10 protein-coding genes are annotated in these 14,139 nt (G+C 37.5%); 9 read left to right on the forward strand and 1 reads right to left on the reverse strand.

Features of this window, described 5'->3' with window-relative positions:
- Positions 1 to 12: 12 nt before the first annotated feature.
- The 4 genes from atpD to ACF3OB_RS07255 all read left to right on the forward strand — a co-directional run bounded on the left by atpD (position 13) and on the right by ACF3OB_RS07255 (position 4,882).
- Entirely contained in the window at positions 13 to 1,521 is a 1,509-nt protein-coding gene (atpD, locus tag ACF3OB_RS07240) for a F0F1 ATP synthase subunit beta (protein ID WP_042008529.1), read from the forward strand.
- A gap of 21 nt (positions 1,522 to 1,542) precedes the next feature.
- The gene (locus ACF3OB_RS07245) at positions 1,543 to 1,824 is read left to right on the forward strand and encodes a F0F1 ATP synthase subunit epsilon (protein WP_042008526.1); all 282 of its coding nucleotides are present in this window, start codon (positions 1,543 to 1,545) and stop codon (positions 1,822 to 1,824) included.
- Between the two features lie 375 nt (positions 1,825 to 2,199).
- Complete coding sequence (gene crcB / locus ACF3OB_RS07250; protein ID WP_392447257.1) at positions 2,200 to 2,580, forward strand: fluoride efflux transporter CrcB; 381 nt, start codon at positions 2,200 to 2,202, stop codon at positions 2,578 to 2,580.
- A 25-nt stretch (positions 2,581 to 2,605) separates the two neighbouring features.
- On the forward strand, positions 2,606 to 4,882 hold the full coding sequence (locus ACF3OB_RS07255) for a GH92 family glycosyl hydrolase (RefSeq protein WP_392447258.1): 2,277 nt from the start codon (positions 2,606 to 2,608) through the stop codon (positions 4,880 to 4,882).
- A 503-nt stretch (positions 4,883 to 5,385) separates the two neighbouring features.
- Here the strand turns inward: ACF3OB_RS07255 and ACF3OB_RS07260 are convergent.
- Positions 5,386 to 7,770 (reverse strand): TonB-dependent receptor domain-containing protein, encoded by a 2,385-nt coding sequence (locus tag ACF3OB_RS07260; protein ID WP_392447260.1) that lies wholly within the window; start codon positions 7,768 to 7,770, stop codon positions 5,386 to 5,388.
- 703 nt (positions 7,771 to 8,473) lie between these two features.
- Between ACF3OB_RS07260 and ACF3OB_RS07265 the strand changes: the two genes are divergently transcribed.
- The 5 genes from ACF3OB_RS07265 (at position 8,474) to ACF3OB_RS07285 (ending at position 13,681) form a co-directional block, all read left to right on the forward strand.
- Positions 8,474 to 9,487 carry a TQO small subunit DoxD gene (locus ACF3OB_RS07265; protein ID WP_392447262.1) on the forward strand — a complete coding sequence of 338 codons (1,014 nt, stop codon included), beginning with the start codon at positions 8,474 to 8,476 and terminating at the stop codon, positions 9,485 to 9,487.
- Positions 9,488 to 9,622: 135 nt separating this feature from the next.
- A complete protein-coding gene (locus ACF3OB_RS07270) occupies positions 9,623 to 11,965 on the forward strand; it encodes an oligopeptide:H+ symporter (RefSeq protein ID WP_392447264.1) in 2,343 nt (780 codons plus the stop codon).
- Positions 11,966 to 12,067: 102 nt separating this feature from the next.
- Positions 12,068 to 13,057: an aspartate-semialdehyde dehydrogenase gene (locus ACF3OB_RS07275; RefSeq protein WP_172918261.1), complete on the forward strand. Its 990-nt coding sequence runs from the start codon at positions 12,068 to 12,070 to the stop codon at positions 13,055 to 13,057.
- 328 nt (positions 13,058 to 13,385) lie between these two features.
- Positions 13,386 to 13,538 carry a hypothetical protein gene (locus ACF3OB_RS07280; RefSeq protein WP_392447266.1) on the forward strand — a complete coding sequence of 51 codons (153 nt, stop codon included), beginning with the start codon at positions 13,386 to 13,388 and terminating at the stop codon, positions 13,536 to 13,538.
- The gene (locus tag ACF3OB_RS07285; protein ID WP_392447267.1) at positions 13,526 to 13,681 is read left to right on the forward strand and encodes a hypothetical protein; all 156 of its coding nucleotides are present in this window, start codon (positions 13,526 to 13,528) and stop codon (positions 13,679 to 13,681) included. The genes ACF3OB_RS07280 and ACF3OB_RS07285 overlap by 13 nt, the downstream gene beginning before the upstream one ends.
- The last annotated feature ends 458 nt before the right edge of the window (positions 13,682 to 14,139 follow it).

Consider the following 14,139-nt stretch of genomic DNA (forward strand, 5'->3'; position numbering starts at 1 on the left):
ATTATACAGAAAATGTCTCAAAAAGGTAAAGTATCACAGGTAATTGGACCAGTAGTGGATGTTGTTTTTGCTGCTGAGAGCGAACTTCCTAGGATTTATGATTCATTGGAAATTATTAAAGCTGATGGTTCAAAATTAGTTTTGGAAGTACAGTCACACATAGGTGAGGATGTTGTTAGAGCGATTTCAATGGACTCAACAGAGGGTTTAAGTCGTGATACAGAAGTAATTGCAACTGGGAATCCAATTCAAATGCCTATCGGGAAAGACATTTATGGGCGTTTATTCAATGTTATTGGAGATGGAATTGATGGTTTAGGAAACCTACCAAAGGAAGGTTCTAATGGACTACCGATTCACCGTGAGGCTCCGAAATTTGAAGATTTATCAACTTCAACAGAAGTGCTTTTCACAGGAATCAAGGTTATCGACCTTATTGAGCCATATGCTAAAGGAGGGAAAATTGGTTTGTTTGGAGGTGCGGGAGTAGGAAAAACCGTTTTGATCCAAGAGCTAATTAACAATATTGCCAAAGGTCACGGAGGACTTTCAGTTTTTGCTGGAGTGGGTGAGCGTACCCGTGAAGGGAATGACCTTTTGAGAGAAATGTTAGAATCTGGAATTATAAAATATGGTGATGAGTTCATGCACTCTATGGAAAATGGAGGATGGGACTTAACCAAAGTTGATAAAAAAGCAATGCAAGACTCTAAGGCGACATTCGTTTTCGGTCAGATGAACGAACCACCAGGAGCTCGTGCTCGTGTGGCACTTTCAGGACTTACCATTGCTGAATATTTCCGTGATGGGGCTGGAGATGGACAAGGAAAAGATGTTTTATTCTTCGTAGATAATATCTTCCGTTTTACCCAAGCAGGTTCTGAGGTATCGGCGTTGTTAGGTCGTATGCCATCAGCAGTAGGTTATCAGCCGACATTGGCAACTGAGATGGGGGCAATGCAAGAGCGTATTACCTCTACAAAGAGAGGTTCAATCACATCCGTGCAAGCAGTTTATGTTCCTGCCGACGACTTGACTGACCCTGCACCAGCGACAACCTTTGCTCACTTGGATGCAACTACCGTATTGTCACGTAAAATCGCTGAGTTGGGTATCTACCCTGCCGTTGACCCATTGGATTCTACTTCAAGAATTTTGACTCCTGAGATCTTAGGAAAAGAACATTACGAATGTGCTCAACGTGTTAAGAAATTATTACAGCACTATAAAGAACTTCAAGATATTATCGCCATCTTAGGTATGGAAGAACTTTCAGAAGAAGATAAATTGGCGGTAGCTCGTGCGCGTCGTGTACAGCGTTTCTTGTCACAGCCTTTCCACGTAGCTGAACAGTTTACAGGTATACCTGGAGTTTTGGTTGATATTAAAGACACGATAAAAGGCTTTAATATGATCATTGATGGAGAGTTAGATCATTTGCCAGAAGCTGCGTTCAACTTGAAAGGAACTATTGAGGATGCTATCCTTGCAGGAGAAAAAATGTTAGCTGAGGTTCAATAATATTGAAAATTCAATACGGATATGAAAGTAGAAATTGTCACCCCTGAGGAAATTTTGTTTAACGGAGAAGTGAATGCGGTTTCTGTTCCTGGAGTGAACGGAGAGTTCCAAATGTTGGAAAACCACGCACCTATCGTGTCAGTTTTGACGAAGGGATACGTGAAATTATACGGAAACATTGAACTTCGAGAAAGCGTTGCTTCTCGTTTTGAAAAAGGAGATAAAAAAAATGAATTTTTATTGGCTATCAATGGCGGAACTTTAGAGTTAAATAACAATAGAGTAGTCATTTTAGCGGATTAAGATAGTTTTTTGATTTTAAATTTTATTATTGAATTAAAACGGCTGTAAGGGATTACGGCCGTTTTTTTTATGATATCTGGATACTGTTCAGACTATTAAAATATGCCATTTATGTTTTAATTTTTTTGTTTTAAAAGCATATATACACATCGGTTTTATTTCATTACGAACTCTGAAAAAAATCACAATTCTAAGTATGTCTATAAACTTCTGAGAAGTAGATTGTAATTTTATTCTTCTATATTCGTTGGGATAAAAAATATAATCTGGTTTTAGACTACAATTTATACAACTATCTGTATTTTTTGACTTCCTAACTTCTTTGTTTTTATGATTATTTTTGCTACTTTTGTTGTGTTCGGTTAATCAATAAAAATGATAAAATCAATTATGTACGTAGGGTTAGGCAGTGCCATAGGAGGTATGCTTCGCTTTTTGTGCTATGGACTGATGAGCATACGAATAGTCAAAATGTTTCCTTTTAACACTCTTTTTGTCAACGTATTAGGTAGCTTTTTGATTGGGGCACTGTTTGTATTATTTCAGAAGAAAAACTTTTCTGCGGAATGGTTGTCTTTCTTTATTACAGGAGTATTGGGCGGATTTACTACCTTTTCGGCATTTTCCTTAGAAACCTTCCAACTTATCGAACAGAACCAAATTGGAAAAGCCTTTCTTTACGCTTTGTTGAGTGTGTTTTTAGGCTTGTTGGCTTGTTGGGGAGGGTATGTGGTGACATCTTTATTAAGCAAATGAAATTTTAAATAAAATATTTTAAACAATGATAAGAAAATACATTTCATCATTGGCGCTTTTAGGGCTGATGGTGACTTCGTGCCAAGAAGTAAAACAGCCTACAACAGAGCAAGAAACACAGCAAAAACCACTCACCACGTACGTTGACCCTTTCATCGGTACGGGCGGACACGGACATACCTACCCTGGAGCTACCGTTCCGTTCGGAATGTTGCAAGTGAGTCCTGTGAATGGCATCAGCGGTTGGGATTGGTGTTCGGGCTATCATCACAGTGACACTTTACTAATCGGTTTTGGGCATTTATCGCTCAGCGGAACAGGTATCGGTGATTTGAACGATATTTTGCTGATGCCTGTCAATAAAGAATACGATTTGTCGCAGTTTTCCACTGGAAAAAAAGACCAATATCCGAAGGCTGCTTTGGACTTCCGCAATCAAGTCACGTACAAGTCACGTTACTCGCACCAAAACGAAAAAGCAGAACCTGGCTACTATCAAGTTTTCCTTGAAGACCCCAAAGTAAATGCAGAACTTACAGCAGACCAATACGTTGCTTACCACAAATATACCTATCAAAAAGGCGATACACAATCCGTTATTTTGAATTTAGGATTTGCCATCAATTGGGATAGCCCTACGGAAATGTTTATCCAACAATCCAATCGAAAGTTGGACGGACAAAACGTCGGAAACATCATCACAGGACATCGATTCAGTACGGGATGGGCGAAAAATCAAAAAGTGTTCTTCGCTATTGCATTTTCTAAACCTATTAAAGATTTACAACTTCAAAATAGTGGAAAACAAATCTCATCAGGGCAATTCTTCTTTGATAATTCCACAGGGGAGGAATTGGTGGTGCGCGTGGCGGTTTCTTCTGTAAGTGAAGAGAATGCGTTGGCGAATTTGGATTTGTATGACAAACGCACCTTTGCCGAAGTACGCCAAAAAGCTCACGACACTTGGGAAAAACATCTTTCTTCTATCGAAATTGAAACGCCTGTCGATTCGCTTAAAACGATTTTCTATACGGCTTTGTATCACACGCAGGTAGCTCCCGTGACGTTTTCTGACAAGAACGGACAATTCCGTCAGCAAAACGATGAAATTTATTCCACCAAGGATTTTACAGCCTATTCTACTTTGTCATTGTGGGACACATTCCGTGCTGAAAATCCGCTAATTACTTTGCTTCAACCTAAAAAATCTTCGGATATTATTAGCTCAATGTTAGCGTATTCCGACGTTATCAATAAACTTCCCGTTTGGACGCTCTACGGCAACGAAACCGATTGTATGACCGGCTATCATTCTATCCCTGTGATTGTTGAGGCTTATCTCAAAGGCGTTCGTTCGTTCGATGCCGAAAAAGCCTTCGAAATGATGAAAAAAACGATGATGGGAGACGAACGCGGACTAAAATTCTACAAGCAATATGGCTACATTCCGTACGACAAATGGGACGAATCGGTAACCATTACGTTGGAATATGCTTACGATGATTGGTGTGTAGCACAAATGGCAAAAGCCTTAGGGAAAACCGATGATTACGAGTTCTTTATGAAACGAAGCGAAGCATACAAAAATTTGTTTGACCCCACAACAGGCTTTATGCGAGGCAAATCGGCAAGTGGCAAATGGCGTGAGCCCTTCGACCCGAAACACTCCAACCACCGCGAAGCTACCGATTACACCGAAGGAAATGCTTGGCAACATTCGTGGTTTGTTCCACAAAATCCGCAAGGACTTATTGATGCTTTCGGCGGAAAAGAGAAATTCACAACGCATTTGGAAAAACTCTTTACCGAAAGTTCTGAAATTACGGGCGATAACGTTTCGGCGGACATTACGGGACTCATTGGGCAGTACGCTCACGGCAACGAACCGAGCCATCATATTGCGTATCTGTTCAACAAAGCGGGAGAGCCACATCGCACACAATATTGGGTAAATGAAATTTTGAAAACGCAATACAACACCACGCCGAACGGATATTCAGGAAATGAAGACTGCGGACAAATGTCGGCTTGGTATGTGTGGAGTTCCATTGGTTTGTATCCGATGAATCCTGTTTCGGGTGAGTATGAAATTGGGCGTCCGTTGTTCCCGAAAGCGAAAATCAATCTGCCTAACGGAAAAACTTTTACCATCATTGCTGAAAATGTGTCTGCGGAAAATATGTACATTCAGTCGGCAACACTTAACGGCAAACCACTCGACCGCACTTTTATCACTGATGAAGAACTTAAAAATGGCGGAGAGTTGAAATTTGTAATGGGGTCGGCACCGATAAACAATTAATTGACAATGTAAGGAGGCTGTCCGAAAAGAGTTGTTTTGAGCAAAATATTAAAAATAAAATGCTTTTATTCAATAGATTAAGTTTTATGAAGTTGCTAAAAATTTGACTTTTCGGACAGTCTCTTTCTTATATCTTTCAGGTTATTATATTGAGTTCAATCTCGACTTTTTATTTTGTTTAAAACTTGTACTCTACGTCTGCTAAGCTCCTTTTTCACATAGTTTTGGTAATGTCTAAATGCAGTTTTTAGCATGAAATAGCTTCTGAAAATAAATGTTAAATAAATTTAACAACCTTATTAATAGGTAATTAAAGTTTAAATTCTCTTTTCCTTTTAGGTAAATACGAGATAGTTTTTTATTGGCTACTCTTAAACATTTTGTTAGTTCTGCCCTATCTTTATACAGTATTACAAACAAGGTTTTAGGTTTTTATGCTTTTACCACAAAAATCATAATCCCTTGTTTGTTTTCAAAAATTTACCTTTATCAATTGAATGTAGCTAACTTCTTCCGCGTTCTTCTGCATTTCCTCCCTCTCTTTTTTGTACTGAAATTTTGCTATTTCCAAATTTATAGGTAAGAGAAAGACGTAGGTAACGCGTATCGTAGTATTGACGATAGCTTTCTGTAATGCCTTGTTGTTTAATTTTTCGGGTATAAGTCATTATATTGGTTTTGAAGATGTCGTTTGTGTTGAGAGCAATAGTTAATTTTTTATCGAAAGCTAAATATTTGATACCTAAATCTAAACTTGAAACCTCCGAACTTTTTGATGTGTCATTATCCCACGGAAACTGATATTCATACGATACACTTGCTTGTAAAGTTTTGTTTTCATTCAGCATAAAAGTATTTCCCAAATATTGATAACCTCCCCAACTTTTCATTGGGTCGGGAAATGCAGCAACATAAGGTTTTGCATTTTCGTAAGTTACAATCATATATGCCGAAAATTCCCACCACCAAAACAAACTTTTATTGACATTTACCGAAGCACTCCACTCATTACTATTAGCAAAATTTTCCCATTGCATTTTAGTTTCCTCCAAAGCAGGATTGTGATACGTAATTTGAGTTCGATTATCCTGTATGTTGGAATATGTTAGCTGGAATGTTAACCAATGTTTATAGGAATAGTTCAGCGTTGCTCCTAATAAATAGGTAGGTTGCAAAAATGGGTTGCCCACTACATACGATTTCGGATTCATATATAATCTTCCTGGGTTAAGTGAAAAGAATTGCGGACGATGAATGCGACGGTTTACATTTGCCGAAATGTTGTGGTTCTCATCAATTTTATATTGAACATATAATGTCGGGAAAAGCTTAAAGAAATTTCGTTTGTGTGTTTCATTATTTGCTAAAACGGAAACTCCTTTGGTCTGTGTATTTTCACCTCGAACACCTGCTTTTACGCTCCATTTCTTTCCGAAAGATTTCGCCCAATCGGCATACAGGGCTTGGGTATCTTCTGTATAAAGAAAGTGATCTTTGTGAGCAAGAGTTTGTATTTGATTTTCATCACGAAAATCGGATTCGGCTATATTATCAGTCTGTGTTCGGGAGATTTTCGCTCCGAAAGAAAGATTTCCCCACGAAACGGGTAGCTCCGCATCAGTTTTAAAGGAATAATTGTCTATTTTTTGTATAGAAAGCGAATTTACATACGACTTTGGTTTTGTGTTCAACTGATAATTATGGAAAATAGTGTTTAAGTTGTCATTTCTATCTTTTTTATAATGGAAATAATCGGCATCAAAGGTGAGTTTTGCTCCTTTATCTCCGATTTTTTGTAAGAAATTCACATTGATAGACAAATTTTGAGTGTTTTCAGGTTCAATTTGATAGGTAATATATTCTTTCATCAGTTTTGGATTGTTGTACATATACGCACGATTTGCTGTCAAACCATTATTGATATTATCCGAAAAACTTCCCATAAATTGTACACCAAGCGTACTTTTTTTGGTTACATCGTAGTTCAAATTCACAAGGGGTACCCACGTTTTGCTTTTCCCTTCTATATCCAACCGATTGACCCAATATTCCTGTGGATACCAAAAATGAATGTCGTTTTCGTATTTCGATTTTCCGTCTGTATAGCCCAAATCAGCCAAAGCGGAGAACTTATTTTTTCGATAGGAAAAGTTTATGCCGTTGCGTAATTTCCCAACAATTCCCTGCTGATAGGAAGTTCGAAGTGTAGTGTTCCAATGATCTTCCTTGGCTTTTTTAAGTACGATGTTGATTAGCCCCGCATTGCCTTCGGCGTCGTATTTGGAAGGCGGTGTGGTGATAACTTCAATTTTTTGGATATTGTCGGATGCTATGGATTTCAGGTAGTTAGTGAGTTCTTCGCCCGAAAGTTGTATTATTTTATCGTTGACCATTACGCGTAAACCATTTTTGCCAACAATAGAAATATCCTCGTTACGCACCTGAACTCCGGGGGTAGATTTTAGGGCATCAAGGGCATCTCCACCACTTGCTTGAACAGAATTTTCTACGTTGAAAACAATTCTGTCTACTTTCTGTTCTACAAGTTTTTTACGACCTTCAACAGTTACGGCTTCCATCTGAATAGACTCATCAATTTGTATAACTCCTAAATCAGTATTTTTGGAAAGTGATACGTTTTTGCTGAAAAGTTCAGTTCCGAATTGTTCCAAAATGAGGGTGTAATCACCTTTCGGGATTTTTACAGAAAATTTTCCAAAGGAATTAGTAAGTGTTCCGTGTACGGGTTTTTCTTCTTTCTTTAAGATGACATTCAGAAATTCAGCGGGTTTTTGCTGTTGATTTTTCACTTCTCCCGAAAGGGTGATTTCTTGAGAGTAAAGAACAGTAGCAAAAAGTAAACATAAAAAGGATAACGTGGTTTTCATATGATATTGATTATTGGTTTCTACCCTTAAAGACGCAGAAAAACGGAAAATGTTACAAAAAATCAGAAATTTTATTCAAAAAAAATGTACATTTGCCCAATAACGCATTCTCAAAATCCGTGAAAGAGTTGTTGTTACATATCAAAAAAGTTAAACTCCTTTTTTGGGGAATGTTCATTTTGTTTTCGCTTACGCCCTGTACTGCGAAAGGAATTCTTTTTGATAGTGCTGAAATATCATTTTTTAAACCGCTTCATAAAAATAGAACGACTACCTCCTCATTTCAATGTCAAAATCTCGTCTCTGCGAATAAAAAACTTCGTACGGAATGTGTTCTAAATGTTTTTGATAATCAGGAGAATGATTTGCTTTGTTCTACTGAGATATTTGCTTTTGATGCGAAAATAAAAAAGGAGTATTTTAACCAAAATTCTGCAAATGCTCCTCCTAAATACATTCTTTTCAGGTGTTTAAGAATTCATTTAAGCTAACTTTTGTGAGATGATGTAAAAGTATGATACCTTAAAAAAAGAAGTGTTTTTGTCAGGCTGAGCGTAGTCGAAGCCCTGTAATGATGAGGTGAAGTCGAAGCTCTGTAATTATGAGGCTTCGACTACGCTCAGCCTGACAATCAGAACTACATCATACTTTTTATAACACGACCGTTTTTTGCAATAAAATTTTAATATTAAAAAGAGTTTAAATGAAAAATAATACATATCAGGAGCAATTCTCCTCTTGGGCAGGGTTGTTCGCTTTGTCTTTACGTTTGGTTATCGGTTGGACGTACTTTTCTGCCTTTTGGCGACGCGTGGTTTTAGAAGATAAACTATCTCCAGAAGTGGCAGGTTATGTAGGTGAGAAGTTTAATCATTTTTTACCTAATGCGTTGGGAATAAAACCTTTAATTGAATACTTAGTCTCTAATCCCGATAAGTTAGAATTTGCTATGATAGCCTTTACCATAGTGGAAGCGATTGTGGGCTTGTTCATTATGTTAGGGCTATTCACACGCTTGATGAGCGTTGGAGTTTTTTCTTTAGCAATGGGAATTTTGTTAGGGTCAGGATGGTTGGGAACCACTTGTTTAGACGAATGGCAAATCGGCGTTTTGGGCTTGGCAGGAGGTTTTACCATTTTCTTAACCGGTGGAGGATTCTATTCACTTGATGACTTCTTTATACGAAAAAAATACGACTTTACCTCCAAAAAATGGTTTAACTACTTGGGTTCAGGTGTCTTGCCAACCGAAAAACTGAAGCCTTTTGTGTTGGTATTTTCGCTATTTATCTTCGCTATTACGTTATTCACAAATCAGTATTTTCACGGGGGAGTATTTGGAAAATTACATAATAAATCGGTGAAACCCAAGGTGGAAATCTCAAATGTGATGTTAGCTGATGATCAACTCACTTTTGAAGTATTTCGAGTAGAAGGAGCCGATGTGTATGGTTCTTTTTTAATTGAAGTACAAATTTTAAATGAAAAAGGAGAAGTTTCTAAAAGCTGGAGTATGAATTATTTGTCAAAATTCCCGAAGGATAAGATTAATAATCATTATGTAGCAAAAGTGAAGCCTGGCAAGCATAGTTTGATATTGCCTTTGGGAGCAAAAGCAGATTTGTCAGTTCCGTTAGAAGGATTGCCTAAATCAGAAGTTAAAACGCTGAAACTTATTGATATTAGTGGAGCTGAATGGACTGCTGAAATACATTGATAGCAATGAAATTAACTGTAAGTGATTGACTTTACTTCTGATAATAGAGACAAGCATGTTAAGTGATTCGTGTTTGTCTCTTGTTTTTTTCAAAAGAAATGGTATATTTGCCCTAATCAAAAATATTGACTAACAATGGAAAAAGCGAGATCCAATTTTTTTGACACGCAAGTGCTAGGGCATCCGGCAGGGTTGTTTGTGTTATTTTTCACCGAGATGTGGGAACGTTTTTCGTTCTACGGAATGCGAGTGTTGCTCATTAACTTCCTAACAATGGCAATGATAGGCTATAATCCTGGGTGGCAATGGACAACCGAAAACGCAGGAGCTTTGTTCGGCACGTATGTGATGTTGCTGTATTTGACTCCTATTGTGGGAGGGATCATCGCTGACCGATTTACTGGCTATCGATGGGCTATTGTCATTGGAGCAGTCATTATGACATTAGGACATGCTGCGATGGCGGTGGAAACCGAATTTTGGCTATATGTCGGACTGGGGTTATTGGTCGTTGGAACAGGTTTTTTTAAACCGAATATGACGTCCATTATCTCACACATGTATAAGGATTTACCAGAAAAAAAAGATGGAGCGTATACCATTTTCTATATGGGTGTGAACGCAGGGGCTTTTTTCGGGATGATGCTTTGTGGCTATATTGCTGAAAAAGTGGGCTGGAGTTGGGGATTTGGTTTAGCAGGTGTTTTTATGCTGTTGGGAACCTTGCAGTTTTGGTTGGCTCGTCCGCTATTTGGAACCGTAGGTGATGTGCCTTCGAAAGCTCGAAAGGAAATTTCTGAAAAACAGCATGTTAATAAAGAAATCAATGACCTCGAAAAGCGTAATCCATTTACGATGCTTGATAAAGTTTTGATAGCCATTGCAGCAATTATTGGGTTAGGGTATGCTATTAACGATCCACTATCAAGAATTGGTGGGATCGACTTATTTAAGTTTTTAGAAACTCAAAACATCAAAGGGCAATACATTGCTGTAGTCTTCGGGCTTTTTGTGTTTCTTTTTGTAGTCATCTCTCGTATTTCTCGTTACACGAAAATCGTTCGAAACAGAATGATTACTGTAATTATCTTTGCGTTTTTTACTGTATTTTTTTGGTTGTCGTTTGAGCAAGGAGCTTCATCTTTAATTATTTTTGCTCGTGATAACGTACAGCGTGAGCTGTTGGGTAGTCAGGCAGTTATTTTCAACGTGGTTAATGCGTTACTCACGGTTATTCCGTTGTTGTTAATCACGTATGTGTTGTATCTGTTAGGTAAGAAAACGTTTTCAAAGATATTTGCATCGAATATTGTACTTTTAGTATGCTTCGGTTTGGTGTGGGTAGTTGTTGGTTGGATGCTTAAACGCGATTTTAATACTGTTGCTTATAGCGTGAGTTACGATGCATTTCAGGTGTACGATAGCGATGGTAAGGATTTGAAAATCAATGCAGAAGGTGATTTTATCCTGAAGCATGTCCCTTTAGCGATCGATGATACTAAATTAGCATCGGAGGTGCATATTACTACCAAAACACAGAAAATGTTCAAAATCACCGAAGTTGATGTATCTGGAAAAGCTATCACAAAGTATGTGCCGTTCACGGATAAAAACATCCCAAAAGGGAAATATGAAATTGTAGAAAAAGCAATTCCAACCATTGCAGTTCCACGAGTAAACCCTGAAACGGGAGCCATAGTTATGGATAAAAAAGGGGAAAAACTATATGATTTTTACGCTACTGAAAATAATACATATTCATTGGTAAGTAGAGAAACCATTATTGGTGAGACCGATGCTCGTTTTGAAATGGGGCAGGATATTTTTATGCTACCGCGAAATAATGATTTCTCATCGTTTGGGTATGTAGATGCTGAAAAAATGGCATGGGCAAAAGAACGTGCTGCAAGTCTTCATGCTAACAGTGGAGTGGTCAAGGCTGTGGTTCGCGAGGAAAAATCCAACTGGGTGGAAATCACTACCTCATGGTTTTCTATTCTTAATTCCTTTTTTATAATTGCGTTGGCAAACCTTTTCTCTCGTTGGTGGGATAGCCGTTACAATCCACCTGCGGCTGTGAAATACGGACTTGGACTAATCATCATGGCAATTGGTTTTGGATTGTTAGCCCTTGGAGCTCATGGCGTTACAGAGGGAGTTAAAGTAAGTATGGTTTGGTTGGTATTGGCGTACTTGTTCCATACTATGGGAGAGTTATGTATGTCACCTGTAGGTCTATCCTATGTGTCGAAATTGGTTCCAGCTCGGATGATTGCCTTTATGTTTGGAGTATGGTACTTGGCAATTGCCATAGGCAATAAGGTTGCAGCCATCCTTGGGGGGCAAATTGAGAATATAACGAACCAGTATAGCTTGTCGACTTTCTTTCTTATATTTACCATAGTTCCTGTAGTTGCAGGATTGTTAATAATATCTCTTAACCCATTGATCAAGAAATTGATGCACGGAGTTAAGTAGGTAATAGGCTTACAGCTTACAGCTTATAGCTTACAGCTTATAGCTTATAGCTTATGGTTTGCCATATCAAACTTTAAATTAATTTTTCAATATAAAAAAAGCATGAGAGTAGCAGTTGTAGGCGTTACGGGCATGGTCGGTAACGTGATGTTAGAGGTTTTGGAAGAGCGTAATTTTCCAGTAACAGAATTGATTCCTGTGGCATCAGAGAAATCTGTAGGTAAGAAAATTACCTTTCGAGGTAAAGAATATGCAGTAGTTGGTATGCAACAAGCCGTTTCGTTGAAACCAGACATTGCGTTGTTTTCGGCAGGAGGAGGCACTTCTTTGGAGTGGGCTCCGAAGTTTGCACAGGTTGGTACTACAGTTATCGACAATTCCTCAGCTTGGCGTATGGACGCTACCAAAAAATTAGTTATCCCTGAAATAAATGCGGACGTGCTTACTAAAGAAGATAAAATCATAGCAAATCCCAATTGTTCTACCATTCAGATGTTAGTAGCTTTAGCACCTTTACAGCAAAAGTACGGCATCAAGCGTGTGGTGGTTTCCACCTATCAGTCTATCACAGGAACAGGAGTCAAGGCTGTAAAGCAACTTGAAAATGAATACAATGGAGTAGAAGGGGAGAAAGCATACCACTATCAGATTCACCGGAATGCTATTCCTCAATGTGATGTTTTTGAGGACAATGGCTACACCAAAGAAGAAATGAAATTGGTACGCGAAACGAAAAAGATTATGCGCGATGATTCCATTGCCGTAACGGCCACAGCCGTACGCATCCCAGTGGTTGGAGGGCATAGTGAGTCCTTAAATATTGAATTGCGTGACGATTTCAACCTCGAAGAAGTCAAACAATTACTATCAACATCGGAAGGGATTCAAGTCTTAGATGATACCACTACGAACAGTTACCCTATGCCTCTTTACGCACAAGGTAAGGATGCCGTATTTGTGGGACGCATTCGTCGTGACGAATCACAGAAAAACACTTTGAATATGTGGGTTGTTGCCGATAACCTCCGCAAAGGAGCCGCTACCAACACCATTCAGATTGCTGAAGCCCTCATTCAAAAAGGACTTGTGTAGTATTAATTACAAATTACGAATTACAAAGAAAATTACGAGTTTCAAATTACGAATTACAAAGAAAATTACGAATTTCAAATTTCAAATTACGAAATTATCCAGCCCCGTAATTCGTAATTATTCCCGTAATTCGTAATTTGTAATTTATAATTTATAATTTATAATTTATAATTTTTCATTACCATCGTAATTCGTAATTAATAATTAATCATTCGTAATTTATTTTTCTTACCTTTGCAGAAAACAGAAGTTATGAATACGATCACATTAATTAAAGAGAAATCTTAGTTTTCAAGAGTATCAGCTTTTAACGCAAATATTAGATGAAATGGGAATTGAAATAGAGCGTAAGATAGACTCTTTTGCATTGGATAAACAAGATTTAGAAAATATAGCAAAATCTAATGAAGAGGCTAAACAAGGTCTATTAATTTCAAGTGAAGAAGTTAGAAACAGAGCCTTGAAATTATGTACAAAATAGTTTGGACACCTACCGCAGAAACAGCTTATTTCTCAAATTTAGAATATTGGATAGATAGAAACAAGTCCAATACCTATTCTTTGAAAATAGTTGAGCAAGTGAATTCTATTGAACAATCATTTCTGAAACCCCTTATTTTTTAGCACATTACATAGGCGACCTCAATTTATACAGACGTATTTTTTTCAAAGGAAAATTCTCTTTGTACTATGAGATTTCAGAAGAACAAAAGATAGTTACAATTACGAATTACAAATTTCAAATTACAAATTTCAAATTACGAAATTATCCAGTCCCGTAATTGAAACAATTACGAATTTCAAATTACCAATTACGGAATTATCCACTCCCGTAATTGAAACAATTACGAATTTCAAATTACGAATTACAAAGAAAATTACGAGTTTCAAATTACGAATTACAAAGAAAATTACGAATTTCAAATTTCAAATTACGAAATTATCCAGCCCCGTAATTCGTAATTATTCCCGTAATTCGTAATTTGTAATTTATAATTTATAATTTATAATTTATAATTTTTCATTCCCCATCGTAATTCGTAATTAATCATTCGTAATTTATTTTTCTTACCTTTGCAGAA

The sequence above is a fragment of the Capnocytophaga canis genome (assembly GCF_043187445.1).
In the GTDB taxonomy this organism is placed as follows: Bacteria; Bacteroidota; Bacteroidia; order Flavobacteriales; family Flavobacteriaceae; genus Capnocytophaga; species Capnocytophaga canis.

Excerpts from the sequence above, each read along its gene's own strand:
- atpD (WP_042008529.1), top strand. The coding sequence starts at position 13 with ATGTCTCAAAAAGGTAAAGTATCACAGGTAATTGGACCAGTAGTGGAT.
- ACF3OB_RS07245 (WP_042008526.1), top strand. The coding sequence starts at position 1,543 with ATGAAAGTAGAAATTGTCACCCCTGAGGAAATTTTGTTTAACGGAGAA.
- crcB (WP_392447257.1), top strand. The coding sequence starts at position 2,200 with ATGATAAAATCAATTATGTACGTAGGGTTAGGCAGTGCCATAGGAGGT.
- ACF3OB_RS07255 (WP_392447258.1), top strand. The coding sequence starts at position 2,606 with ATGATAAGAAAATACATTTCATCATTGGCGCTTTTAGGGCTGATGGTG.
- ACF3OB_RS07260 (WP_392447260.1), bottom strand. The coding sequence starts at position 7,770 with ATGAAAACCACGTTATCCTTTTTATGTTTACTTTTTGCTACTGTTCTT.
- ACF3OB_RS07265 (WP_392447262.1), top strand. The coding sequence starts at position 8,474 with ATGAAAAATAATACATATCAGGAGCAATTCTCCTCTTGGGCAGGGTTG.
- ACF3OB_RS07270 (WP_392447264.1), top strand. The coding sequence starts at position 9,623 with ATGGAAAAAGCGAGATCCAATTTTTTTGACACGCAAGTGCTAGGGCAT.
- ACF3OB_RS07275 (WP_172918261.1), top strand. The coding sequence starts at position 12,068 with ATGAGAGTAGCAGTTGTAGGCGTTACGGGCATGGTCGGTAACGTGATG.
- ACF3OB_RS07280 (WP_392447266.1), top strand. The coding sequence starts at position 13,386 with ATGGGAATTGAAATAGAGCGTAAGATAGACTCTTTTGCATTGGATAAA.
- ACF3OB_RS07285 (WP_392447267.1), top strand. The coding sequence starts at position 13,526 with ATGTACAAAATAGTTTGGACACCTACCGCAGAAACAGCTTATTTCTCA.